The sequence below is a fragment of the Achromobacter sp. GD03932 genome (genome assembly GCF_029839485.1).
GTDB lineage: Bacteria > Pseudomonadota > Gammaproteobacteria > Burkholderiales > Burkholderiaceae_B > Achromobacter > Achromobacter bronchisepticus_A.
Genome location: NZ_JAOCAT010000010.1, coordinates 79,582 through 104,854, shown reverse-complemented (window position 1 = coordinate 104,854; position 25,273 = coordinate 79,582). Strand labels below are relative to the sequence as shown.

Here is a 25,273-nt window from a genome sequence, read left to right as displayed (position 1 = left end):
CTCAGGCCATCTCGAACAGGCGCTTGTGTTCGCGGATGGCGTAGCGGTCCGTCATGCCCGCAATGTAGTCGGCGATGGCGCGGGCCTGCTCGTTGAAAGCCGGACGACGATAGTCGGGCGGCAATAGGCGCGGATCGTCCAGGAAAGCCGCAAACAGCTCGCGCACGATGCGGCGCGCCTTGGCCGTCATGCGCAGCACGCGGTAGTGACGGTACAGGTTGTCGAACAGGAATTTCTTCAGCTCGTCGGCCTCGCTACGGATCTCGGGCGAGAAGGTCGCCAGCGGCGGCGCGCGGCGCACGTCGTCGGCGGTGGCGGGCGCGAACTCGCGGATGCGCGCCAGCGAGGTCCGCGTCAGGTCGACGATCAGCGTATTGATCATGCGGCGTATGGTCTCGGCCACGGCGCGGCGCGCAGCCAGCCCCGGATAGCTTTCCAGCACATGGGCGTGATGGCGCTCGAAGATCGATACTTCCTTCAGCTGTTCCAGCGTGATCAGGCCCGACCGCAGGCCGTCGTCGATGTCGTGGTTGTTGTAAGCGACCTCGTCCGCCAGGTTGGCCAACTGCGCCTCCAGCGAGGGCTGGGTGCGGTCCAGAAAGCGCTGGCCGACCTCGCCCAACTGGCGCGCGTGCGCGGCCGAGCAGTGCTTGAGGATGCCTTCCCGCGTTTCGAAACACAGGTTCAGGCCGTTGAAGTCCGCGTAGCGCTCTTCGAGTTCGTCCACCACCCGCAGGCTTTGCAGGTTGTGCTCGAAGCCGCCCGCCTCGGGCGCCAATTCGCGCATGCAGGCGTTGAGCTCGTCCTGGCCGGCATGGCCGAACGGCGTGTGGCCCAGGTCATGCGCCAGCGAAATAGCTTCGGTCAGGTCTTCGGACAGGCCCAGGCTGCGCGCCAGCGTGCGCGCAATCTGGGCCACTTCCAGGCTGTGGGTCAGGCGGGTGCGGAACAGGTCGCCCTCGTGGTTCACGAAGACCTGGGTCTTGTATTCCAGGCGCCGGAAGGCGCCGGAATGGACGATGCGATCACGATCGCGTTGAAACTCCGTCCGGTTTTCCGGCGGCGGCTCGGCATAGGTCCGCCCGCGCGATTGAGACGGGTGGGATGCATAGGAAGCCAGCTCTTTCATCTGCAACACCGTCTCCAGCATGTCTATTGAGTGGTGCGAGCCAGGACGGCGCGCACGGCGTCGTCGGGAGCAGCCCGGGTCATGGCTTCGCCGATGCGCGGCATGAGCACGTAGCGGATCGAGCCGCCTTCCGTTTTCTTGTCCACCTGCATCAGGTCCAGCCAGCGGTCGGCGCCCAGGTCAGGAGCCACGACGGGGCAACCGATGGCGGCCACCAGGGCGCGCACCCGCGCCACGTCGGCGCGGTCGAAACCGGCGACATCGGCCGACAGCTCGGCAGCCTGCACCATGCCGCAACCGACCGCCTCGCCATGCAGCCAGGCGCCATAACCCAGGCCGGACTCGATGGCGTGGCCGAAGGTGTGGCCCAGGTTGAGTATGGCGCGCAGGCCGGACTCGCGCTCGTCCTTGCCTACCACCTGGGCCTTGAGCTCGCAGGAGCGGCGGATGGCGTAAGCCACCGCCTCGGCATCCAGCTCGCGCAGTTTCTGCGCATTTTCCTCGCACCAGGACCAGAAAGCCGGATCCAGGATCAGGCCATACTTGATCACTTCCGCCAGGCCCGCGGACACCTCGCGCGCCGGCAGCGTGTTCAGCACGTCGGTATCGATCTCGACGGCCACCGGCTGGTAGAACGCGCCGATCATGTTCTTGCCCAGCGGATGGTTGACGGCGGTCTTGCCGCCCACGGACGAATCGACCTGCGACAGCAGGGTCGTGGGCACCTGCAGGAAGCGCACGCCGCGCATGTAGACCGCGGCCGCGAAACCGGTCATGTCGCCGATGACGCCGCCGCCCAGCGCCACCAGCACGCAGCGGCGGTCCAGGCGGTTGCCCAGCAAGGCATCGAAGATCAGATTCAGCGATTGCCAGTCCTTGTAGGCTTCGCCATCGGGCAATTCGATGCGCAGCACCCGCTTGCCGGTACGGGCCAGCGCGGCTTCGGCGCGTTCGCCATACAGGGCCGCGACGGTCGGATTGGTGACCACGGCGATCGCGGTGGCGTCCGCCGGAATGCTCTGGTCCAGGACGTCCAGGCGGCCGGGGCCAATATGGATCGGGTAGGCCCCGCCCGGGGTGTCCACGTGTACAACGTTCATATGCGCTTCTCGAAGGCTTGCAGTTGCGGCAGCAGCGCCTTGACCAGGGTGTGGATGGGCATGGCGCCCGTCTCCACCACCAGGTCGGCCACTTCCTTGTAGAGGGGTTCCCGCAGGGTCATGAGGTCGCGCAGCGTGCCGCGCGGGTCGGCCGTGGCCAACAGGGGACGGTTGCGGTCGCGGCAGGTGCGGCGGAACAGTTCGTCCACGCTGGCGCGCAGGTAGACCACGATGCCGCGTTCGCGCAGGCGCTGGCGGTTTTCCGGCGCCAGGATCGCGCCGCCGCCGGTGGCAAGAATTATGTTGCGCCGTTGGGTACACTCTTCCAAGGCGGCGGATTCCCGGCGACGAAAACCGGCCTCGCCCTCGATTTCGAAGATTACCGGCACCCGCACGCCGCAACGCGCCTCGAGCTCATGATCCAAGTCCATAAACTCGCGCCCCAGGGCACGCGCCAAGCCACGCCCTATGGTGGTCTTGCCCGCGCCCATCATCCCGACCAGGAAAACCGGCAGGTCATGCGGCAGCGTGGCGGCCTTGCCTGTGCACTCGATCGCGCAAGGCTGGTTTTCGGGCGTCTCGCAGGAGGACGCCGGGTCCGGGTCAGCCTCCGGACATGAGTTAGCGGAAAAGTTCATGACGGCATTATCACATCAGCCGCCAGTTGCCCGCCTACCACACTGAACGATTTTGTTACAGAAACCGGTGCCCCGTGCCAAGACGGACCCGGAGATACCCGTAAAATCGCCGCGATGAGCAAGCCCCAGAATTCCTCCAAGAAAGACAAGCCCGCCAAGAGCGGTTCCCCGATACTGCGATTCTTCGTAAAAACCGGCATTTTCTTTGCCGGCCTGTTCCTGTGCGGCGTGTTGCTGGCTGGGATGGCGTTGGCGCTGGCCTGGCCCAACCTGCCCGACCTGAACGCCATGACGGACTACCGCCCCCGGGTGCCGCTGCGCGTCTTTACGGCGGATCGCGTCCTGATCGGCGAATTCGGCGAAGAGCGCCGCAACGTGCTGCGCTTCAACGAAATCCCGGACGTCATGAAGTCCGCGGTGCTGGCGGCCGAGGACGACCGCTTCTATCAGCACGGCGGGATCGACTGGATGGGCGTGGTGCGGGCGGGCCTGACCAACCTGGTCAACATGTCGAAGTCGCAGGGCGCCAGCACCATCACGATGCAGGTGGCGCGCAACTTCTACCTGTCGTCGGAAAAGACCTATTCGCGCAAGTTCTATGAACTGCTGCTGACCTTCAAGATCGAGTCGGAGCTCACCAAGGACCAGATCCTCGAGCTCTACATGAACCAGATCTACCTGGGCCACCGCGCCTATGGTTTCGCGGCCGCCTCGCGCACCTATTTCGGCAAACCCCTGTCGGAAGTCACGCCCGCGGAAGCCGCCATGCTGGCCGGCATTCCCAAGGCGCCGTCGCGTTTCAACCCCATCGCCAACCGTCCGCGCGCCGAGCTGCGCCAGCGCTACGTGCTGGGCCGCATGCACTCGCTGGGCTACCTGACCGAACCGGAATACCAACAGGCGCTGGCCCAGCCCATCGTCATGAAGTCCGCAGAAGGCACGCCGGCCGGCGGCTATTCCGTCCATGGCGAATACGTGGCGGAACTGGCGCGCCAGCTGTTGTTCAACGTGTACCAGGACAACGTCTATTCGCGCGGCATCAACATTTACACCACGGTGCAGTCCAAGGACCAGGAAGCGGCCTATCGCGCCGTGCGCGAAGGCGTGCTGGAATACACGCGCCGCGCGCCCTACCCCGGCCCCGAGGAACAGCTCGACCTGCCGCCGGGCACCGAGAACAATCCGCAGGCGCTCGACGAATTCCTGGACGGCGTGTTCGACAAGTTCAGCGACAGCGGCGACCTGCTGACCGCGCTGGTGCTGTCGGCCAGCCCCACCGAAGTGAAGCTGGCGCGCAGCTCGCGCGAGATCATCACCGTCACCGACAAGAAGGTGCTGGGCGTCGTGGCGCGCGCACTGAACGACAAGGCCAAACCCGAGCAGCGCATCAAGCGCGGCTCCGTGGTCTACATCCGCAAGTTCGGCGACAACTGGGAAATCATCAACCTGCCTTCGGTGCAGGCGGCCTTCGTGGCGCTGTCGCCGCAAGATGGCGCCATCCGCGCCATGGTCGGCGGCTTTGACTTCTACCGCGGCAACTTCAACCGCGTGACGCAAGCCTGGCGCCAGCCCGGTTCGAACATCAAGCCCTTCATCTATGCCGCTTCGCTGGAGCGCGGCCTGACCCCGGGCACGCAGATCTCGGACCAGCCCTTCGAACTGACGGCCGCGCAGACCGGCTCCAAGGCCTGGAACCCGAAGAACTACGGCAACCAGTACGAACCCATGCTGACCCTGCGCCAGGGCCTGTACAAGTCCAAGAACATGGTGTCGATCCGTATCCTGCAGGCCATCGGCCCGCAGTACGCGCAGGACTACCTGACCCGCTTCGGCTTCGACAAGGCCCGCCAGCCCGCCGTGTTGCCGCTGGCGCTGGGCGCGGGCTCGGTCACGCCCTTGCAGCTGGCCGGCGCCTTCTCGGTGTTCGCCAACGGCGGCTACCGCGTCACGCCCTACCTGATCGACCGCGTCACCGACAGCAGCGGCAAGGTCATCATGCAGTCCAAGCCGGTCGTGGCCGGCGACGCCGCCGCCCGCGCCATCGATCCGCGCACCGCCTGGGTCATGGACGACATCCTGCGCGGCGTGGCCACCTACGGCACCGCGGCGCGCGCCCGCGTCCTGCTCAAGCGCAACGACATCGCCGGCAAGACCGGCACCACCAACGAATCGGTGGACGCCTGGTTCTCCGGCTACACCCCGTCGCTGGTCGCCACCGCATGGCTGGGCTTTGACCAGCCCAAGTCCCTGGGTTCGCGCGAAACCGGCGGCGGCGTCGCCATGCCGATCTGGGTCGATTACATGCAGACGGTCCTCAAGGGCGTGCCCGAAGAGAAGCCGCGCCCCCGTCCCGATGGCCTGTTGGTCGAAAACGGCGAGTTCTACTTCTCCGAATTCCCGCCCGGGCAGGCGGTGGCGCGCCTGGGCTTGCCCGAGGCCGACACGCTGGGTGAATTCCTCAACGGCCTGAACGGCAGCACCAGCGAGGAAACCAAGATCAAGGTAGCGCCGGGCGTGGGCACGCAAGGCAACACGCCCTGGTCCCAGAAGATTCCGTTCTGACGCGCAAATGACAAGGCCGGCCCCATGGGGCCGGCCTTTTTTTTCGCCTGAACCTGGTGTTTTACAGGCGTATCGTCACGGGCACGCCCGCGGCCGCGGAACAGATCTGCGACAGGGCGTCCGGCAACTGCGGGCCGCCTCGGGTATCGTTCCAGTGCTGGCCATCGTAGCGGTAGTGGAAGCCGCCGCTGCGCGCCGCGACCCACAGTTCCTGCATGGCAGCCTGGCTATTCACCACCACGTGGGTGTTGTCTTCGAAAACCATCGTCAGCACATTGCCGCTGCGGCTGGTTTCGACATCGACATCGAGCGAAGCCGCCCAGTCATCGGCCTGGCTTTCGATGCTGTTCAGCACCTGGTCGATCAACGCAAGAAATTCGGTTTCGGTCATAATCGAGCCTGCAAGATTTAGGAGTTCCCAGTGTTCCACTTGGCATTTCGCCGCATGGTCCTTCGCATTGTAGCCACGCTGCTGGCGACCGGCATGGTTGCCGCCTGCGGGTATAAAGGTCCCTTGTACATGCCGACGCCGGACGGCAAGCCGCCCTCGCGTACGGAGCAACCGCCGCAGACGGTCATTCCGCCGGCGCCATCGCTGCCATGACACCCCGATTCCCCGCGCAGCCTGAACTGGCCGGTCATCCGTACTTCCAGTTCCGCAACAATGTCCTGTACGCCGAGGACGTGCCGCTGGACCACCTGGCCGAAAAGCTGGGCACGCCGCTGTATGTGTACTCGCGCGCCGCGCTCAAGGCTGCCTGGGAATCCTACCGCAACGCCGTCGGCCAGCATCCGGTGCTGGTCTGCTACGGCATGAAGGCCAATTCCAACCTGGCCGTCCTGAAGGAATTCGCGCGCCTGGGCGCGGGCTTCGACATCGTTTCCGGCGGCGAACTCAAGCGCGCCCTGGCGGTGGGTGCGGACCCGTCCAGGATCGTGTTTTCCGGCGTGGGCAAGCAGGCCTGGGAAATGCGCGCCGCGCTCGCGGCCAAGGTCAAGTGCTTCAACGTCGAGTCCGAAGCCGAGCTACGCCTGCTATCGACAATCGCGCATGGCATGGGCCTGCGCGCACCCGTCTCGCTGCGGGTGAACCCGGACGTGGACGCGCAGACGCATCCCTACATCTCCACCGGCCTGAAGGAGAACAAGTTCGGCATCGCCATCGAGTCGGCGCTGGACGTCTACCGCCTGGCCCAGTCGCTGCCGGCCTTGGAAATCGTGGGAGTGGACTGCCATATCGGTTCGCAGCTCACGGATATCAGTCCCTATTTCGACGCGCTGGAAAAACTGCTGGACCTGATCGAAAAGCTGGATCAGGCCGGCATCCGGATCGCCCATCTGGACCTGGGCGGCGGCCTGGGCATCCGCTATACGGATGAAATTCCGCCCTCGCCCCAGGCCCTGCTGGACCGTGTCTTCGAACGCCTGAACGCGCGCGGCTTCGGCCATCTGCACCTGGTGCTGGAGCCCGGCCGCTCGCTGGTGGGCAACGCCGGCGTGCTGCTCACGCGGGTCCAGTACCTGAAGCATTCGGAAGCGCGCAACTTCGCCATCGTCGACGCCGCCATGAACGACCTGCTGCGTCCCGCGCTGTACGAAGCCTTCCACGGCGTGCGCCCCGTGCATCCGCGCGCGGGCGACGAAACCCTATACGACATCGTCGGCCCGGTCTGCGAAAGCGCCGACTGGCTGGCCCGGCAGCGCAAGCTGGCCATCCAACAGGGCGACCTGCTGGCGGTGGAGTCCGCGGGCGCCTACAGCATGGCCATGGCCAGCAATTACAACGCCCGCCCCCGCGCGGCCGAAGCCATGGTCGATGGCGACAAGTACTACGTCGTGCGCCAGCGCGAAACGCTGGAAGACCTGCTCAAGGGCGAGTCCACGCTGCCCTGAGGGGCTGCCGCCACTCGCGGCACGGACCGCGCGCCGCAGGCGGGCCCGATACCCAATCGTTCACTCGAACTCATGCGTAATGGAAGCCGGACGGCCGGCCGCCACCGTCAGGGTCATGCGGTAGTCGCCCGCTGATGCGTTGCGCACCGTCACCTGGTAACGGCCGGGCGGCAGGGACAGTTCGCGCAGCGGCGGGCTGACGCCGCGCGAGCGGCCATTGACCAGCACCTCTCCCCATGGACGCACGGCCACGCGCACCGTGACGGGCGCCGCCTGAGGCGGCGGGGTCACGGGCGCGGCGGGGGCTGCCGCGGCTTCAGGCTCAGAGGCGCTTTCTGGTTTTGGGCCGGCGGACGGCATGGCGGAGCCTATGGCCGCGGCCTGCGGCGGCGAAGCTGGTACGGCCGCGGCGGGGGAATCTGGCAAGGTCGGTGGAGCCGGCGCGGGCGCGGGTTGCGGCTGTGATTCCGACTGCGGCCGGGGTTGCGGCGGCGGTTGGGACGGTGGCTCCGATTGCGGCTGGGGTTGCGGCTGGGGTTGGGGTTGGGGCGGCGCGATGCCAGCCAGTTCGACCGGCGGCTGTGCCGGCCGCAGCCATGCATATCCCCCCGCCGCGAGCAGCAGAAGGCCCGCCACGGCCAGCGGCAGCATGCGCCGCGCCGGCCCCGGGTGTTCGGGCCGCATCGCCGTCAGGCGCGCCGCAGCCGGCGGTGGATCGTCAAACTCGTCGGCGGGCGTCTCCGCCATCAATGAAGGCGCGGCCGTGTCCGGCTCCGGATCCTCCATCGGACCGGGTACGGAAGCCGCCGCAGGCGCCGGCACCGCCGGCGGGATCACCCCCATCGCCGCAGCAAGCGCCGCGGCTGTGCGCGGCCTCGCCTGCTCGTCCATCGCCAGGCCCTCGTCCACGGCGGCGCAGAACGCCGCGCGATAGGCGCCCGGCTGCCATGCATCCAGAGGCAGGCAATCGTCGCGCACGCGGCGCGCCAGCGCGCCTGGCGGGGCCGCGCCCGTCGCCAGGAAGTACGCCAGCGCCGCCAGCCCGTACACGTCCGTCCAGGGGCCGCAAGAATGGCCCGGATCGTCCGTGTACTGTTCGAACGCGGCGTAACCGGCATGGCGTGCGGCGTCTTCATCATCGGGCGCCGCATCGGAAGGCGGCGCCAGGACGGCAAAATCCTGTCCGTCACGGACCACGGCATCAGGGCTGATGCCGCCATGCGCCCTGCCGGCTTCGTGCATGGCGGCCAGGGACGCGGACAAGCCGGCGACGACTCGCAGAATCTCCTGTTCACGCAGCCGCCCGGGCGCCAGGCGCAGGATATCGTCCAGGCGTGCCGCATCTGAAGCGGCCGGGAAGCCTGCCGCGCCCGGCTCAGGCGGCACAGCTGAAGTTCGTAGCATGCGCGGTCCTCCGGCAGTTTCAGGGATGCCAGGTCGGCAGGGATGAGAACAGCCTGGCGAACAGCGTCGCGTTCAACGCGCCGCCATGGATGTAGGTCTGCAATGCCGCGCCGTCCGCCTGGTTGGTCCACCAATAGCTGGTGTGGGAACTGGGGTTGAAGCAGAACGGCAGATCGGGCCAGGCGCCCAGCGCGCGGCGCGCCAGCGGCGCGGAGTCCTGCTCCCGGCCGGCGCTCAGGATGTCCATGATGTCGCTGCCGCCGCGCGGCGCGGCGGCGCCCGGCGCCGCGGCAGGCGTACGCACCTGCTGCAGGCTGCGGTCGAACTGTTCCGCCGGGCAGCCATGACGCACCGCCGCCAGCATGCTGGCGCCGATCTGCCGGTAGTAGTCGCTGGCGCCATCCAGGATGCTGCTGTGGTATTGCGCGGGCGGCACGGCCATGACCACGCACAGCGGATAGCCCCGGCCCACCCGGTCGCGGCTGGGCGTGATGCAGCCCAGCTGTGCGACGCCCGCGCCCGGCCCGGCCGGAATCGCGAAATTCCAGATGGGCGCCGACGCGAAGCCGCGCGCGGCATTGATGTCTGGCGCCTGCTTCAGCGCCGCCAGCCCGAACTGCAGCCAGCGGTCCCACCAGGTGATCAGCTCACGCGGCAGGCGCCGGTGCACGAAGTCGCCCGCCGCCGGAATCTTGCCGTACCAGCCCACACGCCCACGCTCCACTGCTAGCTCCATGTCCTTGTCCTGTTCACGACGCGCCCGGGCAGGCAAACGCCTGCATCTCGCCCAGATGGAAAGGGCTCTTGACGCTGCTGGCGGTGATCTCCAGCACCACCTTGCGTCCGCCCAGGTCGAATGTGGCCAGCGTGACCTCCGGCGTGGCCCCGCGCCGCAGCTGGGCGCGGTCCAGCATGCGGTTCAGCGCCCAGGGACCGGACGTGGTCATGCCCGCCGCCCCGACCTGTGGCGTAAGCTCGATGCGCACCTGGTTGCTGCCGCGGGGACCGGGCCACTGCACCGTGGTCGCCACCTGCGGGCCGTGCGCGTAGCGCACCGCCTGGCCGTCCACGTCCATCACGAACTGGGTAATGCCCGCGTCCATTTCCACGGGCTTGATGGCCACCCGGTACGAGGGCATGGGGTTGCCTGCCATGAAGTACACGTCGCGGATCACGCCCGCGCGCTGGAACGCGTCCAGCGTGGCGGAGTTCTCCCCCGACTTGCCGTCGATGCCCGGTTTGAAGCGCCACCGCTGTCCGGAAACGTCGATCTGGTTCGCCAAATTCTTCTGGAAGAAGTCGTCCATCAGGCCGTTGGGCCCGAACAGCCGCGCCATGTCGTTGGGCGCCACGTCGCGCGCCGAACGGCTCGAAAACGGATAGCGTCCGGCCACCGACTGGCCGCAGAACATGCCGATGGTGGCGGACACGGTCTCGCCCATGCGCGCGCGGGCCACGTCGGACACCTCGCCGGACGCGTTCACCGATAGCGCATTGAGCACGTCGCGCAGCGGCCCCGGCAAGCGGCCCGCCTCGGCCCGCAGCTTGGTCACGGAATCCGAGCTGGGCGCGGGGCTGCCGCTGCGCAAGGCCGCATCCGCCGCCGTCAGGTAGGTATAGAGCTCGTTGATGAGGCCGGTGGTGGCGGCGATCGGCGAGGTGGCGCCGGCCGCCGCGCCCTCGCCTTCGGCCAGCCGGCGGTACGGCTCGAAATGCTGGTCCACGATGCGCTCGAGCTTCTCGTCCGTGGCGTCGGCCCGCATGGCCGCGCCAGGTCCGGTTGGCCCGAACATCTGCTCCAGCGCCTCGCGCGTGCTGCTGACGCGGTCGCGCGCCTGGTCCACCAGCGAGCGGTCATCCTTGCCGGTATCGCGCAGCAAGGAGGTCTCTCGCGCAACGCCGCGCACCAGCTGCACCAGCGGCGACTCCGGCGCGGACAAGGTGCGCGCCATCTGGATGTTCTGCAGCAGCGACTTGCTTGGCGCCAGTTGCATATCGTTCAGATAGCCGTCCCACTGGGCCACGTAATCGTTCATGTACAAGCGCTTGATGTCCACCACCAGCTGGCGTTGCGCCGTCTGGTCCAGCTGGCTGCGCAATGGGATGTTCAGGATCCACGCATCATCCGAACGCAACACCTCGGCCACGCCGGTCACGCGCTTGTTGAAGACGTCCCAATAGCCGCGATAGCTGTAGAGCGCGGGAATGCCCTGGCTCAACGGCTTGCCGCTCTTGCGCACGAAGACGGCGCTGGCCTGCGCGCCGCCCAGCGTCACCACCGTGATCTCGGGCGCCGCATCGGCGTTGGCCAGGGTACGGCGCAGCCGGCTGTACGCGCGTTGCGCCAGCGTGTAGCGCGCCAGCTTCTCGCGCGCCTGGGCCACCAGCGCGTCGTCCTTGGGAAACGGCGAGGCCAGCACGTGGCTCTGCGTCAGGTTGCGCAGGTGCAGCGACAGCTGTTCGTACTGGCGCCGCGTGTAGCCTTCAGGCAGGGTGGCCTGCATGTCCGAGAGCAGCCACGCATGCATGAACTCCGCATCGTAGCGCTCGGCCTCGTACAGCATCAGGTAGGCCCGCAGCGCCTCGTAGGAATACTCCAGGTCGCTGGCCGAGGCGTCGCGCAGGGCCGTCTCGACGCGCCGCGCCACCTGCGGCAGCAGCACCTGGTCCAGCGTATTGCCGTACACGCCCTGCGCCGCCGCCCGCAGCTTCTGGCCCTGGTAGAGGCCATAGCGATAGCTCAGCGGCGGATTGTCGATCTCGAAGCCCTCGTGCTGGGGCAGGTACCAGAGGCTGTCCAGGAACGGCATCAGCCCCAACAGGTCGCCGGTGCGCGTGATCTTGATGTCGCGGCTCAGCTTCTCCACCGCCGGCACCCGCCGCGCCACTTCTTCCACGTAATCCGCGTTGTTGCGATAGCTCATGGCCCAGCCCGCGACCAGGGCCAGGAAGGCCGCCGTCACCAGGCCGTACCCCGCCCAGTGCAGCTGCCGATAGCGGCGTTCCCAGCGCAGGTTGCGGCTGGCCAGGCCCGCCTCGCGGAAGATGACGTCCTGCAGCAGGTTCTTCAGGAAGTAGCTGCGTCCTTCCGCCTCACCCGGCACGCTGGCCGCGGGCGCGGCGCCGCCGTCGATGCGCAGGTAGCGCTTCAGATGGCCAGTCACCTGGTCGAAGGTCTCTCCGCCCTGCGTGCCGCTGGTGAAGTAGACGCCTCGCGGGATCACGCGCGCCTCGAACTTCGAGGTCGCGAACACGTCACTCAGGAAATGGCCCAGGATGGCCTGCAGGCCCGCGAACTGCTGCGGCAGCATGTAGGCCAGCGCGCGCCGCGCCGGATCGCTCTCTGCCGCCACCACTTCAGGCAAGGCGTCATCCAAGCGCCGCTGCAACAACGCATATTCTTCGTGAAAGGCTTCATACAGGTCGAAACCCGGCTCCTGCGCGCGCGCATACGGCAAGGTGAAGCCCCAGATCTGCGCCAGCTCGTCGCGGGTAAAGGAAGCGAAGTACTCTTCGAAGCCCGACAGCAGATCCGTCTTGGTCACCAGCACGTACACCGGGAACGCGATGCCCAGCTGCTCGCGCAATTCCTGCAGGCGGCGCCGCAGCACTGCCGCATGCTGCGCGCGCTCCGCGTCGGACGCCGACAGCAGGTCTTCGACGCTGACGGTAAGCATGGCGCCGTTGATGGGCTGGCGGCCGCGGTACTTGGACAGCAGGCCGAGAAAGCCGCGCCACTCTTCTTCGTCTCCGGTCGGATCGCTTTCGTGCGTGGTGTAGCGCCCCGCCGTGTCCAGCAGCACCGCATCGTCGGTGAACCACCAGTCGCAATTGCGGGTGCCGCCCACGCCGCGCAAGGCCACCTTGCCGTAGCGTTCGGCCAAGGGAAAGTTCAGCCCCGAATTCACCAACGCGGTGGTCTTGCCCGCGCCCGGCGCGCCGATGATCACGTACCAGGGCAGCTGATACAGGTACTGCTTGGAGAACCGGTCGAGCGCGCCGCGCCTGCCGCGGCTCTCGAAGCGGGTCTTGCGCAATAGTTCCACGGCCTCGTGAAAGCGCGCTTCCAGCTGGCGTATCTCATCGTTGCCGGCGGCTTCCTCCAGCGGCTTTTCCGCCTTGGGTCTGGGCCGCCGCAACTGGCTCAGCAGCTGCGCGTTCAAGCGCCCTTCGCGCCATTTGCGCCACAACAGCCGCAGCAGCCAGATCGCGAACATCGCCACGATGACAGCGATGCGCACCGTTTCGCTTTCCAGCGGGCGCACCGTGCCGATGGCGATGAGAGGCCCCGCGATCCAGATCAGCACCGCCAGGGCCACCAGCCCCAGGAAGTTCCACACGCGGCGGCTGAAGAACCATCCGAACAGCCTGTAGATCATTCCTGTCCTCCCTGCTCGTGCGCCACCGGCGGCACCAGCACCGTGATCTCCACCCGCCGGTTCAGCGCGCGGCCCGCGGCCGTATCGTTGGGCGCCACCGGATCGGCATCGCCGCGCCCTTCCGCACGCACCCTGGCCGTCTGGCCCAGGCGCTGCTCCAGCATGTCCTTGACCGCGTCGGCGCGTGCCTGCGAAAGATGCCAGTTGGACGGGAAGCGCGCGCTGCGCATCGGTGTGTTGTCGGAGTAGCCGCGCACCAGGATGCTGCCCTGCGTCTCGCGCAAAGCGTCGGCCACGCGCGACAGCACCGGCAGGTACTGGTCGCGCACGGAACTGGCGCCGGATTCAAATACGCCGTCGCCCCGCAGCACCACCACGCTGCGGTCCACCTCGTCGCGCACGGTGACCAACTGGTCGCGGATCTCGGGCGCCAGGAACACCGCCAGCCGCGGCGCGGGCGCGGGCCGCTTCACGGTGGTCGGGGCGATCTGTACGGTCGGCGGACGCAGCTTGGCGATGGACGCGAACACGGCGTCGGATTCGCTGCCCAGGCGCCAACCCAGGCCCCAATACAAGGCCAGCGCCAGGACGGCAGCCAACGCGCCGAACACCCATAGCGGCACGGGCAGGCGGCGCAATGGCGTCTGCGCCGGCTCGTCGCGCCAATGCGGAGACAGCGCCAGCGGATAGTCGCCGCGCGCGCCGCGCAGGATGCGCAACAGGCGCTGGCGCAGCGTTTCCAGCTGCGAACGGCCGTTGTCGATGACGCGATAGCGTCCCTCGAAACCCAGCAGCAGGCAGTAATACAGCAATTCCAGCAGATCCAGGTGCTGCCCCGGGTTCTGCGACAGCTTGGCCAGCAGCTGGAAGAACTTCTCTCCGCCCCAGGTCTCGTTGTGGAACGTGACCAGCAGGCTGTGCGCGGACCATACGCCGCCCCCGCCCCATGGCGTAAGCGCCGCGGCCTCGTCCAGCGCCGTGCACAGGCAATAGCGCGCACCCAGTATGGTTTCGTTGGGGATGCCCGCCTGCTGCGCGCGCAGCTCGAATTGACGCACCTCGTCCAGCAAGTGCTCGCGCAGCATCGCGGGCGAGGGATGCGTCGCCGTGGCGCGTATCTGCGGAATCAGGTCCAGCAGCGGGTTCGCCGCCGCCACCAGCGGATTGGCGCCGCTGATGACGTAGTCGTGAGGCCGCAGCCTGCCCGCCGTATTGGCGGCGCCTTCGCCGATGCCGCCCGGGGGGCCGGCCAGCGTGTGATCCGAAGCATGCATAGTTGTCTCCGCCTGGTTTGACCGCGCTCAGTCGCGCAGCGCCCAGAACTCCATCGTCAGCCCGGGAAAATCGCCCGCCAGATGCAACGCGAGCGCGCCGGTGCGCTCCAGCTGCTTCCAGAACTCGCCGCTCTTATCCAGTTCGAAATAGACATGTCCGGCGCTGTACGGAATCTGCCGCGGCGCCACGGGCAGCGCGCGCACGCCGACGCCCGGCAATTGCAGGTGCACCAGGTCGCGGATGCGCTCCACCGGACCGATCTTGACCTGCGCCGGAAAGCGCGCCCGCACGGTCTCCACGCCCATGTCCGCATGCACCGCCAGCACGAAGCCGGCCGACTGCAACAGTTCCGCGTCCTGGATCTGCGCCACGCGCACGCCCTGGCCGCGGTCCTGCAGCGGTATCTGCAAGGCGCGCTGCTCCAGCACGGCCGACAGCGATCGGCGCAGCTCATTCATCAACGGCGTGAAGCTGCCCTGCAGATCGTCGTGCACGTAGTCCGGCAGCACGCCGGGCCGCCGCGTGGCGGACGTGAAGGTGGCCAGGTCGCAGGCCAGCATCAGCCAGTCGTGGAACAGGCGTTCGGGATGCTGCGCCGGAAGCTGCCGCGCATGCCAGATCGAACCCATGTAGCGGTTGACGGTCTCCAGCAGCATGAAGTCCGACACCTCGGAAACGCCGCCGCGGCCGGGCTGCGACAGGCGCGAGGCCAGCGCCTCGCTGCGCGCGTCGAGCAGCCCCTGCAGTTCATCGACGAAGCCGCGCAGGACCGGATGCTCGCCCGCCGCCAGCCACGGCGCCACATAGCCTTCGTCCAGCACCACCCGGTTGTCCGAACGCCGCTCCAGCACGCGCGCCACCCCCAGGCCCAGCCAGTCGTCGGTAAGTTCGTCTTCCAGCATCAACCGCAGCCGCAAGCGTCCGAGCTGCATCAGGACGGGTTCCAGAGCCACGGAGCCGCTGTCTTCCACTTCGGCTTCGTGCACCAGATAGCGCGCCAACGTGTCTTCCTCGCCTTCGTAGATGACGTCGCTGGCGCCGGCGCGCACGCGCGGCAGGGCCAGCACGACGCGCGCGCCGCGCGTCTGCGCCGGCACTTCGAACGCCGCGGGCGCCGCGTCCGGATGCGAGAAATCAAAAGGCGTGCCGTCGGGCATGACGCCTTGCGCCCTGATCACCGCCACCTTGCCGATCGCCAGCGCGTCGCGGTCCAGCGACAGCTGGCCAAAGCCCCAGAAGCATCCCTGGAGCATGGCTGCGCGTTGCTGCGCGGTGTGCAGCATATGGCGTTCAAACTGCTGGAAATGCTGCGGCCGCAGGAACATGCCCTCCGACCAGATCACTTTGTCTCTGCTCACCATGTGCGGTTCTCTTCGCTTCTAAAAGGGCCACCACGAACGGCTGCGATCCACTTCTTCCAGCCCGTCGCGCTTGACCGCGACCTTCACCGTCTCCTCGTTCGGCGAAAACTGCCAGACCTTGTAGATGTTGGTGTTCTGCGCCTCGGGCAACGACACCAGCAGTCGCCACTTGCTTTGCTCCAGTTCGCGATAGGCCGCCACCACGCCCACCACGCGCGCCTCGGCGTTGCCGGGGTACTGCACCACCTTGGTTTCGCCCGGCTTCAGGATGACCTGATCGACATTGAGCAGCTCCGCGCCCAGCGCCGCGTGCGCATCGCCCTGCAGCGTGAAGAAGTCACGCGATTCGAAGATGCTGGCCGATTTCAGTTCATAGATGGTCACCTGCACCGGCGACGGCCTGCCGCTGGCGTTCTGGTTCACTTTCGGATCCGCGCGCAGTTCGATCGCGTACGGCACGGGCACGCGCTTGGCCGTCGACGAACATGCCGCGAGCATCGCCGCCGTCAACGCAGCCGCGAGTATCGCCGCGATGCGCCGCCGTTTCGTCGGAATCACTCGTAGGCATGGACTGCTCATAAGACCTCGGAAATAAAAGTACACACGTCTGTTACGCCGCGACGCATACCTTGCACGGCGGGCCGCTATCATCGGCGGAATGACCAGGCCTACACACTCCGAACGACACGCCCGCGCCATGAAACAGCCCGCACGCATCTGCTTGATATCCACGCTCGCGCTGCTTGCGGCCTGTGCTTCCACCCCATCGCCGCAGGCTGTGGAAGCCTTGCAGCAGGTGCGCGACGAATACGCCGCCAGCCGCTTCGGCGCCGTCGTGCGCACGGTGGCCACTTCCGACGCGCTTGCCACCGCGCCCACGGCCATGCGGGTCGAAGCGCTCAAGCTGCAGGCCTTCAGCTACTGCGTGACCAACTATCGCCAGCTGTGCGAAGACAGCTTCGCGCGCATCCTGCAGTTGCAGCCCTCGTTCCAGCTCGCGCCGAATGAGGCCGGACACCCCCAGTGGGGGCCGGCGTTCCAGGCGGCGCAAGCGTCCCAGACCCGTTAACGCGCCGACGGCGCCCAGGAGACAGGCGTGAAGCTCACCGTGTTCCAGCGTGCCGGCGATCCGGCCTTCGAACCCATCCACGCCGTATTCACGGCGCCCGGCGGCACGGTAGGCCGCAGTCTCGACAACCAACTGGCCCTGCCCGACCCGACGCGCGGCATCTGCCGCGTGCAGGCGGCGATCCGCGTCAATGACGAGGACGCTGGCTTTCTGCTCAACCTGAGCGACATGAGCACGGTCAGCGTCAATGGCCAGGCGCTCGCGCGCGACCAGGAAGTGCCGCTGCATCCAGGCGACGAGCTGCAGATCGGCGACTACCGGCTGCGCGCCGCAGCGGCCACGCCCGAGGCGCCGGCAACCAGCGTGGCCGCCGCGGCCGACGACGACATCTTCAGCGACCTGATCGGCCCGGGCACCCTGCCCGTGGGCAGCGCGCCGGACGTCTCCACGCACCCCTTCGATCTGGACTCCGCGCAAGCGCGCAACCCGGAGGATCCCCTGCGCCACCTGCCGCCCGGCGACGGCGCGGTGTCGCGCCCGCCCACCGATCCGCTGGCGCTGTTCGATGCGCCCGGCGACGGCACGCCCAGCATCTTCTCGGACGGCACCCCGTCCGCCCTGCCCGCCCACGACGCGCTGGCCGAGCACCGCACTCATCCCGTCGACGACACGCTGGGCCGCCCGCGCGACGCGGCAGACGCCCGCAGCGCGTCCAACCATCTGCGCGAGATCGGCGGCTACCTGCGGCCCGCGCCCGTCAAGCCCGAGTCCGGCGACGAGAACCGTTGAGGTCTCAGGCGTAGTCATAGCGAAACTCCCCGTCGGCGGCCGACAGGCTTACCTTGCTCAGCCTGCGGTCCTGCATGGAGGCACCCAGCAGTTCCCGGCTGATCCGCGGCAGCACCGTGTTGGTCAGCACGGCATCCACCATGCGCGCCCCAGACTCCACCTCGGCGCAGCGCGCCACCACCAGCGCAGTTGCCTCGGGCGTCACCTCCAGCACGATGCCGTGCTGCTCGAACAGGCGGCGGCGCACGCGTTCGAACTGCAGGTCCACGATGCGCGCCAGCATGGCGTCCGGCAGCGGCAGGTAGGGCACCGCGACCAGCCGCCCCAGCAGCGCGGCCGGAAAGGCTTGCAGCAGCGGCTCGCGCAATGCCGCGGCCAACGCGGCTGCGTCGGGCAGCAGCTCCGGATCACGGCATAGAGCCGCAATCCGTTCCGCGCCCACGTTGGAGGTCAGGATGATCACCGCATTGCGGAAATCGATGTAGCGCCCCTCGCCGTCCTCCATCCAGCCCTTGTCAAAGACCTGGAAGAAGATCTCGTGCACGTCGGCATGCGCCTTCTCCACCTCGTCCAGCAACACCACGCTGTAGGGCCGCCGGCGCACGGCCTCGGTCAGCACGCCGCCCTCGCCATACCCGACATATCCCGGCGGCGCGCCCTTGAGCGTGGACACCGTATGCGACTCCTGGAACTCGCTCATGTTGATGGTGATCAGGTTCTGTTCGCCGCCGTAAAGCGCCTCGGCCAGCGCCAGCGCGGTCTCCGTCTTGCCGACGCCGCTGGGACCGCAGAGCAGGAACACGCCTACCGGCTTGTCCGGGTCGGTCAGGCCGGCGCGCGAAGTCTGGACGCGGCGCGCCACCGCATCCAGCGCTTCACGCTGGCCGATCACCCGCGCCGAAAGCGTATCCGCCAGGTCCAGCACGGCGCGCGCCTCGTCCCGCAGCATGCGGCCCACGGGTATGCCGGTCCAGTCGGCCACCACCGCGGCCACGGCGGCGGCATCGACCGCGCAATGCACCATCGCCGTCTCGCCCTGGCTGGCCGTCAGCGCTGCACGCGCCTGCGCCAACGCGTGGCGCTGATCTTCCTGGGCGTCGGAGGACGCGAGTTCCAGCGTCTGGCGGAGTGTCAGCACGCGCTCGGCCAGCCCGCGCTCGGAATCCCAGCGCTCCGCCAGCGCCCGCTCCTCTTCCGCCGCGACGGCCTGCTCCGCCGCCAGCCGTTCGATCCGCTGCGCGTCGCCTTCTCCCAGACACAGCTCGCGTTCGGCGATGCGTAGCGCCAGCTCCAGCGCCTGCACCCGCCTGCGCGCGTCCTCCAGGCTGGGCGGTGCCGCATGCTGGCTGACCGCGACGCGCGCGCAGGCCGTGTCCAGCAATGCGACGGCCTTGTCGGGCAGCTGGCGCGCCGGAATGTAGCGGTGCGACAGCGTCACCGCCGCTTCGATCGCCTCGTCCAGCAGCAGCACGCCATGGTGCGCCTGCAGCGTTTCAGCCAGCCCGCGCAGCATGCCGAATGCGCGCGCCTCGTCGGGCTCGTGCACTTGTATGACCTGAAAGCGGCGGCTCAATGCGGGGTCTTTCTCGATGTACTTCTTGTATTCCGACCAGGTGGTGGCGCCTATGGTGCGCAGTTGGCCTCGCGCCAGCGCCGGCTTCAACAGATTGGCCGCGTCTCCGGTGCCTGCCGCGCCGCCCGCGCCCACCAGCGTATGGATCTCGTCGATGAACAGCACCACCGGCTTCTCGCTGGCCTGCACCTCGTCGATGACGCCGCGCAGCCGCTGCTCGAATTCGCCCTTCACGCCCGCGCCCGCCTGCAGCAGGCCGATATCCAGCAGATACAGCGTCACGTCGCGCAGTTGCGGCGGCACCTCGCCTGCCGCCAGGCGCAGCGCCAGCCCTTCCACCACGGCTGTCTTGCCGACGCCGGCCTCGCCGGCCAGCAACGGATTGTTCTGCCGCCGCCGCGTCAGCACGTCAATGAGCTGGCGGATTTCCTCGTCGCGCCCGGACACAGGGTCGATCTCGCCCGCGCGCGCCCGCGCAGTCAGGTCGACGGCGAACCGCGCCAGCGCGGAACCGCCCGCGTCCGGCGCCCCGGCAGCGGCGACGGATGCAGTCTCGGCCGCGTCTTCCGGCGAGCCCTGCACGATCTCCGGCAGCTGTTCCAACAGCGTGTCTGGCGCGATGCGCGAGAACTGGGCCGACATGCCCAGCAGCACATGGCGCAGCGCGTAGGTCCGCGCCAGTCCCGCCAGCAGATGGCCGCTGCGGATGCGCGCCGCGCCATAGCGCAGCGAGCCCAGCACCCAGGCTCTTTCGACCGCATGGTCGATGTGTTCGGACAGGTCGGAAACCGAGCCCGCGCCGGCCGGCAGGCGGTCGAGCTCCGCGGTCAGGTCGGCCTGCAGGATGGCCAGGTCCAGCCCGAAGCGGCGCGCGATGCGGTGCAGGTCGCTGTCTTGCGCGTGCAGGATCTGATGCACCCAATGCACCAGCTCCACATAGGGATTGCCGCGCAGCTTGCAGAACGCGGTGGCGCCCTCCAGCGTCTGGTAGAGCAGCGGATTGAGCTTTCCGAAGAGGTCGATGCGGCCGATATCGGACATGGCATGGTGGCGCGTCATACGCGCGTCGTCGTTGAGGTTGAGGCCGGCGCACGGCCACGTGGCGGCCGAGCGCCGCGGCTTTCGTAGTCCAGCAGGAGATCGCCCGCCTCGCCTTGTTCGGGCCGGCGCCTGCCCAGCCACGACGACAGGCCCAGCGGACGACTTGCGCCCAGGCTCAGTCCGCGCGCGTCCTCCGCACGCAGCACCGGTCTCAGGTCCCAGGCCAGCTCCATGCCGATGTAATGCCTGACCCAATGCGTCAGTTGGCGGGCGCGTGCGCCTCCCGGCAGAAAGCTCTGGTAGTCCTCCAGCGCCAGCGGGCCGATCTCGATGCGGAACTTGTGCTGGGCATCGCGCACCGCCACGCCCAGCACCGTGTCGCGTCCCAGTCCCGCAAAGCCGCCCAGGCCCAGACGCTGCCCGGGCTCCAGGCGGATCCATTGCGGCACGAACTCGCGGATACGCACGGGCAGGCCAAAGAACGATTGCAGGATGTGCTTGAGTCCTTCGGGGTTGCGGGTCTGCCGCGTCAGGTGGCCCGCCATGTGGTACTTGGCGTGGTCCAGCACCGCGTCGCGGCGCCGCATCGACGGTTCGCCCATGTGCAACAGGCTGGCTACGTAGCGCGTAAAGCGCTCGTCCTTGCGGTCCAGGCTGACCGTGCTCTGCGCGTCCGCCCAGGCGCGGTAGAACAGCAGGATGAGCCGGTGATGGAACACGTCGGCAAATGCGGACAGCGTGCGGTCGCCGTGATGCGCCAGGCGCTCGCGGGCATGCTCCGTCAGGTGCAGGGGCAAGGGTCCGTTGGGACCGAACAGGCCGAAGCTGTAGATCGACAGTTCCGCGGGCCGCCCGCCCGTCGCGGCGCGCGCGGCGGCCACGGTCGACGGCGCGAACGCCATCGACGGCTCCTGCCGCAGCCGCACGGGTTCGTGGCGCGCAACCGTATCGCGTCCCAAGGGCTTGCGCGCGCCCGAGAGCGCATCGATCCAGCGCAAGGCATGGAACAGGTCATGGGCGTACGGTTCACGCTCGACTGCGCGCCACCATTGCGCCAGCGCGCCAACAGGCGCGGCGGACGGATGGACGGGATCGGCGACGGGCTGGGCGATATCCACCGTCCTACCCCATGTGTATCTGCTTGGCGTCCACCTTGACCAGGTCGCCGCCCGTCACCACCGTGTAGGCCGCGTGCAGCCGCGCGCTCTGCTCGGCCTGGAAATCGATGGCGCCGGCGCGCACCTGGTCCATCTCGCTGACGCTGCGCTGCGACAGCCGCGCCATCAGCGTCATGCGGTCCATCACCGCCTCGTAACTGCGGCCCACCAGCCGCACTTCACCCACAGTGGCATGCAGCTGCTTCGCCACCATGCGCATGCTGCCGCAGGTATGGCGTTCCTCTCCGGCCTCTACCGCGTACTCGGGCGCCCGCACGCGCACGGCGCTCTCGCCCTCCAGCAGCACGCCGCCGCTGCGCGAGCGCAATACCAGATCGCCCTCGGCTTGCAGCGTGGCGCGCGCGGGATCGGCCTGCACGGTCACGGCGATCAGGTAAATGCGGGCGGGGTCCGGGCCGCTGATCAGCACCTCGTCGCCCGGCTGCGGCTCCAGCAGGCAGCTGGCGGCGCGCTGCACGGTCCAGACGCGGCCATCGCAGGCCACGGCATAGCTGCCGTCGTCTTCGCGGCGCAGCAGTTCGCCCAGCAAATGGACGGGGTCATAAGCCATGCGGCTAAGATGTGCGGCGGACTTCATCACGCGCTCCTTTTAGTGTGCACAGCCCCTAGACCACGGGCCGGCGTCCCATGCGGGGCTTGTAGCGGGCGATCTCGCCGCGCTGCAGGGTCGACAGGACCAGCTCCGACATCAGGTTGATCGATACATGGCGTGCGAAGAACTGCTCCAGCACGGCGCCAAACAGATAGGGGCTGATGCCCGAAAACGCGGTCTCGTCCACCTGCAGCGCGATGCGCACGCCGCGCCCGTGGACGATGGGGCCGGGCACGGGCAGGCGGTGATGCACCGGCGTCGCGCTGACGTGCCGCAGGCCCGCGATGTGCCGGCGCATGCCCGGCTCGGCCAGGTTGCCGTACACATGCAGCATCTCGCGCAGGGTCTGCGCGCCCTGCTCGGCGTCCAGGTCGGTCAGGCTGAGGTAGTTCAGGCCCAGGTGGCTGATCAGGTGCCAGGTAGCGGCGTTCTCGGCCAGCGCCACGCGCGGCCGTGAGGGCCCGTGCAGCACCTTGACCGCGCGCACCGGCGCCGACACGCGCAAGGTCATGTCGGTGTCGCCGCCCAGCGGCAACAGCAGCGCCAGATCGCGATTGGTGCACAGGGTTTCCAGGGTCAGGTGGCGCAGGTCGCCCGAGAACGGCGCCTCACGCCGGTCCACCAGCGACAGGAACACTTCGCTGCCGATGTAGCCGCTGCGCGTGCCGTTGCGTTGCGCGCTATCGGACACCAGCCGCGGCTCGCGGCGCATGGAGAAGTACGCGCCATGCTCGTCGGGGTCGCTGCCCAGCGAACCGTAGAACGGCCGGAACTCCTGCTCCTGCCGTTGCGCGGCAGCATGGCCCGCGACGCGCGTCACGCCGTAGACCTCGTAGTCCAGCGGGCGGCTGCGGTCGATGACCACGTGGTACTCGGAAGTCCTGGGCGTTACCGCCACGCGGTCCGCCCGCTTGGCGAACAGGTTGATCACCGGCACGCAATGCAGCGCCAAGTTGGCGGCCGATATCGCCCCTTCCAGTTCCGGCGCCGCCATCGAGAACAGCAGGGTCAGGTCGAAAGCACGGGTTTCGCGCTGCGCGCCCTGGGGCAGCGCGGGCGTGCGCAGACCCTGCTTCAATCCGTTGACGCTGAAGAACAGATAGCGTTGCGCAAATGCGAAATACTCCTGCAAGAGGCGATAGCCCTGGAACACGCGGGCGTCGCCCGGCAGCAACGCCTGTTCGTCGGCAAAACCTTCGTGGCGCACCGCGTCCGGCGGCAACCTGTTGATCCATGCCACCGGCCTGGCGGTGTCGTGCCCCAGCACCGCCACGGTATGCCCCATGACGACTTCAAGCAGACGCTGCATCTGCAGGTCCTGGCCGTTCAGGTGGAACACCAGCTGATCGAGATCCAGGTCCTCCAGGCGTTGCCCGCCGCAAACCTCTATCCGGATGCGCAGCGCGCTCAGCACGCGCGCAGTGCGCCCGGCCAGGCCCAGCCGCGCCAGCGGCAGATCCTGCGGCGCGGCCGTGAATTCCGCCTGCGTGACCTGCAGCGGCCACAGGCGCAGGGCGTGGCCGGTGGTGAAATCGCACGGCGTCTGCTCGCCGCGCGCCACACGGCCGCGCAACAGCGTGCCGCGCGGCAATTCGAAGCCTCCCGCCAACGTGCCCTCGTTCATGCTGGGCGCGAACTGCACGATGGCCATCGCCGGGGTGGGCGCCAGGTAGTTGGGATACACCACCTCCAGCAGCCGCTGCGAGAAGCGCGGAAACTCGGCATCCATCTTCATATGGATGCGGGCGGTCAGAAAGCTGAAGCCCTCCAGCAGGCGTTCGACATAAGGATCGGCGACCTCCGTGGCATTCATGCCCAGCCGCGCCGCCACCTTGGGATGGGCCTGCGCAAACTCCGCGCCCAGCTCCCGCAGATAGACCAGTTCCCGGTTGTAGTAATCCAGCAGCCGATCGTCCATCAGGCACCGCCCAGATCGCGCAGATCCATGTGGCCGCTTTCCAGGTCGATGTCCGTGCGGAACAGGAACTCGAGCGGCTGCGGCACGCACCACAGCATGCCGCGTATCTCCAGGCTCAGCACATTGTGGTGCTCCAGCGTGCCGGCATCGGACACGCAGCGCACTTCCACCGACGAATCCAGGATGCGTGGCTCGAACGCGGCGATCGCTTCGCGGATCGACTCCTCGACGTCGATCCAGTCGATCTCCGACATGCGCTTCCCGGCCATGGCGCGCACGCCGAAGTTCAGCGCCGAGGCGGCCACCGGGCGGTGCGCAGACAGATCCTGGGACGCCTGAAGATTGACGGTATTGAGCAGCCAGCGCAGGTCCCGCAGCACCGCCGCGCGCAGCGCCTCATGCGTCAGCATGGCGTTTTCGCGCGGTTCTTCGCGCTTGGCGGGTTCGTTGTCCATCAGGCGGTCCAGCAGCGACGGCTGCAGCCGGTCGCGCGCCGCGCGCTGGCCGCGCGAGAGCGGCTCCCAATCGCCCGGACGGTCGGCGTGGCCCATCACGCCAGCTCCAGGCTGCGTACCTCGAGCAGCGCAATATCCGCCGCATCCGTCAGCCACATCTTCTGCCCCACGCCCGCGTAGGTATCACGCAGCAACGCGCGCCAGTCGGTCGTCCTGCCCAGCTTGGCCGAGTCGGACAGTTCCACCATGCGCGCGCCGGGCGCCGCGGGGTAGCGCGCCGGCACCAGGCCCTGCCGCACCCGGCCGTCTTCCAGTTCGATCTCGGCCTGCGCCCAGACCAGATCGCACAGGCCTTCCGGCGCAAGCAGACGCACGCGCTTGAGCGCGGCGAAGGGCAACCACACGTAGCGCCCGCCTGCCAGGAACTCGAACACCGGCCCAAGGCGGCTGTCGCCGTCGCAGATCCACTGGAACGGCTGCGCAGTCTCTTGCGCCGCCAGTTCCAGCAGACCGGCGCGCGCGCTGGCATCCTCGAAAGCCTTGCCGCGCAGCTCGGCCGCCTGGGCTGGCGCGGTACCGTCCAGGCGCAGCGCCGATATCATGGCCCGCAGCCAATCGGCGGGTTCGCCCAGCAGCGCGGGTTCGCCTTGCCCGGCAAGCACGGCCTCGCGCTCGCGCTCCGCCGCGATGGCGCTGGCGTAGAGCACCTGCGTCGGTCGCGCCTGCGCGTTCAGATGCCCGCAGACATTGAGCTGCTCGGCCGCGCGCGCCCAATCGCCCTGCACCGCCAGCAGCTGGAACAGCTGGGCGCGCAGGTCCGCGTCGGCGGGCTGCCGGCGCACCTGCGCCTGCAGCTCGTCCAATTGGCCAGCCAGGCTGAGCGCGCCGAAAGGAACCGCGGCGATGGACATGGGTGC

Annotated in this window: 21 protein-coding genes; 5 read left to right on the top strand and 16 right to left on the bottom strand. The window is 68.3% G+C overall.

Translation table 11 applies throughout. From position 1 onward, the window contains the following. Window position 1: 1 nt before the first annotated feature. From N5C88_RS11835 to N5C88_RS11825, 3 genes are read right to left on the bottom strand one after another with little or no spacing between them, the layout of a single operon-like run. Window positions 2-1,129 (bottom strand): deoxyguanosinetriphosphate triphosphohydrolase, encoded by a 1,128-nt coding sequence (locus N5C88_RS11835; RefSeq protein WP_059379451.1) that lies wholly within the window; start codon window positions 1,127-1,129, stop codon window positions 2-4. A gap of 23 nt (window positions 1,130-1,152) precedes the next feature. After that, on the bottom strand, window positions 1,153-2,229 hold the full coding sequence (gene aroB, locus N5C88_RS11830; protein WP_280015351.1) for a 3-dehydroquinate synthase: 1,077 nt from the start codon (window positions 2,227-2,229) through the stop codon (window positions 1,153-1,155). Then, window positions 2,226-2,867 (bottom strand): shikimate kinase, encoded by a 642-nt coding sequence (locus N5C88_RS11825; RefSeq protein ID WP_054457189.1) that lies wholly within the window; start codon window positions 2,865-2,867, stop codon window positions 2,226-2,228. Before N5C88_RS11825 ends, aroB begins: the two co-directional genes overlap by 4 nt. Before the next feature lie 114 nt (window positions 2,868-2,981). On the opposite strand from N5C88_RS11825, the gene N5C88_RS11820 reads away from it, so the two are divergent. Beyond that, window positions 2,982-5,429 carry a PBP1A family penicillin-binding protein gene (locus N5C88_RS11820; RefSeq protein ID WP_059379435.1) on the top strand — a complete coding sequence of 816 codons (2,448 nt, stop codon included), beginning with the start codon at window positions 2,982-2,984 and terminating at the stop codon, window positions 5,427-5,429. A 61-nt stretch (window positions 5,430-5,490) separates the two neighbouring features. On the opposite strand, the gene cyaY is transcribed toward N5C88_RS11820, so the two are convergent. Further along, window positions 5,491-5,820, bottom strand: coding sequence for an iron donor protein CyaY (gene cyaY, locus N5C88_RS11815; RefSeq protein WP_013396958.1), 330 nt, complete (start codon window positions 5,818-5,820; stop codon window positions 5,491-5,493). 54 nt (window positions 5,821-5,874) lie between these two features. Here cyaY and N5C88_RS11810 point away from each other — a divergent pair, with 54 nt between their 5' ends. Continuing rightward, entirely contained in the window at window positions 5,875-6,033 is a 159-nt protein-coding gene (locus tag N5C88_RS11810; protein ID WP_191295227.1) for a lipoprotein, read from the top strand. Beyond that, on the top strand, window positions 6,030-7,322 hold the full coding sequence (gene lysA, locus N5C88_RS11805) for a diaminopimelate decarboxylase (protein ID WP_251878323.1): 1,293 nt from the start codon (window positions 6,030-6,032) through the stop codon (window positions 7,320-7,322). The genes N5C88_RS11810 and lysA overlap by 4 nt, the downstream gene beginning before the upstream one ends. Window positions 7,323-7,382: 60 nt before the next feature. On the opposite strand, the gene N5C88_RS11800 is transcribed toward lysA, so the two are convergent. The 6 genes from N5C88_RS11800 to tssJ are packed head-to-tail and all read right to left on the bottom strand — an operon-like array spanning window position 7,383 to window position 16,320. After that, the gene (locus N5C88_RS11800; protein ID WP_280015350.1) at window positions 7,383-8,726 is read right to left on the bottom strand and encodes a hypothetical protein; all 1,344 of its coding nucleotides are present in this window, start codon (window positions 8,724-8,726) and stop codon (window positions 7,383-7,385) included. A gap of 19 nt (window positions 8,727-8,745) precedes the next feature. After that, window positions 8,746-9,462, bottom strand: coding sequence for a type VI secretion system-associated protein TagF (gene tagF, locus N5C88_RS11795; RefSeq protein ID WP_059379431.1), 717 nt, complete (start codon window positions 9,460-9,462; stop codon window positions 8,746-8,748). Window positions 9,463-9,475: 13 nt separating this feature from the next. After that, window positions 9,476-13,105, bottom strand: a complete 3,630-nt coding sequence (gene tssM / locus N5C88_RS11790; RefSeq protein ID WP_118933109.1) for a type VI secretion system membrane subunit TssM — start codon at window positions 13,103-13,105, stop codon at window positions 9,476-9,478. Then, the gene (locus tag N5C88_RS11785; protein ID WP_059379429.1) at window positions 13,102-14,379 is read right to left on the bottom strand and encodes a DotU family type VI secretion system protein; all 1,278 of its coding nucleotides are present in this window, start codon (window positions 14,377-14,379) and stop codon (window positions 13,102-13,104) included. Before N5C88_RS11785 ends, tssM begins: the two co-directional genes overlap by 4 nt. Window positions 14,380-14,406: 27 nt before the next feature. Then, window positions 14,407-15,741: a type VI secretion system baseplate subunit TssK gene (gene tssK, locus N5C88_RS11780; RefSeq protein WP_280015349.1), complete on the bottom strand. Its 1,335-nt coding sequence runs from the start codon at window positions 15,739-15,741 to the stop codon at window positions 14,407-14,409. Between the two features lie 18 nt (window positions 15,742-15,759). Further along, a complete protein-coding gene (tssJ, locus tag N5C88_RS11775) occupies window positions 15,760-16,320 on the bottom strand; it encodes a type VI secretion system lipoprotein TssJ (RefSeq protein WP_165867872.1) in 561 nt (186 codons plus the stop codon). A 118-nt stretch (window positions 16,321-16,438) separates the two neighbouring features. Between tssJ and N5C88_RS11770 the strand changes: the two genes are divergently transcribed. Both N5C88_RS11770 and N5C88_RS11765 read left to right on the top strand, forming a co-directional pair. Continuing rightward, window positions 16,439-16,810 carry a TssQ family T6SS-associated lipoprotein gene (locus N5C88_RS11770; protein ID WP_059379426.1) on the top strand — a complete coding sequence of 124 codons (372 nt, stop codon included), beginning with the start codon at window positions 16,439-16,441 and terminating at the stop codon, window positions 16,808-16,810. Window positions 16,811-16,837: 27 nt separating this feature from the next. Next, window positions 16,838-17,599, top strand: a complete 762-nt coding sequence (locus N5C88_RS11765) for an FHA domain-containing protein (protein WP_280015348.1) — start codon at window positions 16,838-16,840, stop codon at window positions 17,597-17,599. Window positions 17,600-17,603: 4 nt separating this feature from the next. On the opposite strand, the gene tssH is transcribed toward N5C88_RS11765, so the two are convergent. The 6 genes from tssH to N5C88_RS11735 form a co-directional block, all read right to left on the bottom strand. After that, a complete protein-coding gene (tssH, locus tag N5C88_RS11760) occupies window positions 17,604-20,213 on the bottom strand; it encodes a type VI secretion system ATPase TssH (protein WP_280015385.1) in 2,610 nt (869 codons plus the stop codon). Window positions 20,214-20,227: 14 nt separating this feature from the next. Next, a complete protein-coding gene (gene tssG / locus N5C88_RS11755; protein ID WP_165867873.1) occupies window positions 20,228-21,271 on the bottom strand; it encodes a type VI secretion system baseplate subunit TssG in 1,044 nt (347 codons plus the stop codon). A gap of 64 nt (window positions 21,272-21,335) precedes the next feature. Then, window positions 21,336-21,968: a DUF3540 domain-containing protein gene (locus tag N5C88_RS11750; RefSeq protein ID WP_059379424.1), complete on the bottom strand. Its 633-nt coding sequence runs from the start codon at window positions 21,966-21,968 to the stop codon at window positions 21,336-21,338. 28 nt (window positions 21,969-21,996) lie between these two features. Continuing rightward, complete coding sequence (gene tssF / locus N5C88_RS11745) at window positions 21,997-23,901, bottom strand: type VI secretion system baseplate subunit TssF (RefSeq protein WP_280015347.1); 1,905 nt, start codon at window positions 23,899-23,901, stop codon at window positions 21,997-21,999. Then, window positions 23,901-24,452, bottom strand: a complete 552-nt coding sequence (gene tssE, locus N5C88_RS11740) for a type VI secretion system baseplate subunit TssE (protein WP_059379422.1) — start codon at window positions 24,450-24,452, stop codon at window positions 23,901-23,903. Before tssE ends, tssF begins: the two co-directional genes overlap by 1 nt. Continuing rightward, window positions 24,452-25,267 carry a type VI secretion system accessory protein TagJ gene (locus tag N5C88_RS11735; RefSeq protein ID WP_280015346.1) on the bottom strand — a complete coding sequence of 272 codons (816 nt, stop codon included), beginning with the start codon at window positions 25,265-25,267 and terminating at the stop codon, window positions 24,452-24,454. The genes tssE and N5C88_RS11735 overlap by 1 nt, the downstream gene beginning before the upstream one ends. Window positions 25,268-25,273: the final 6 nt, after the last annotated feature.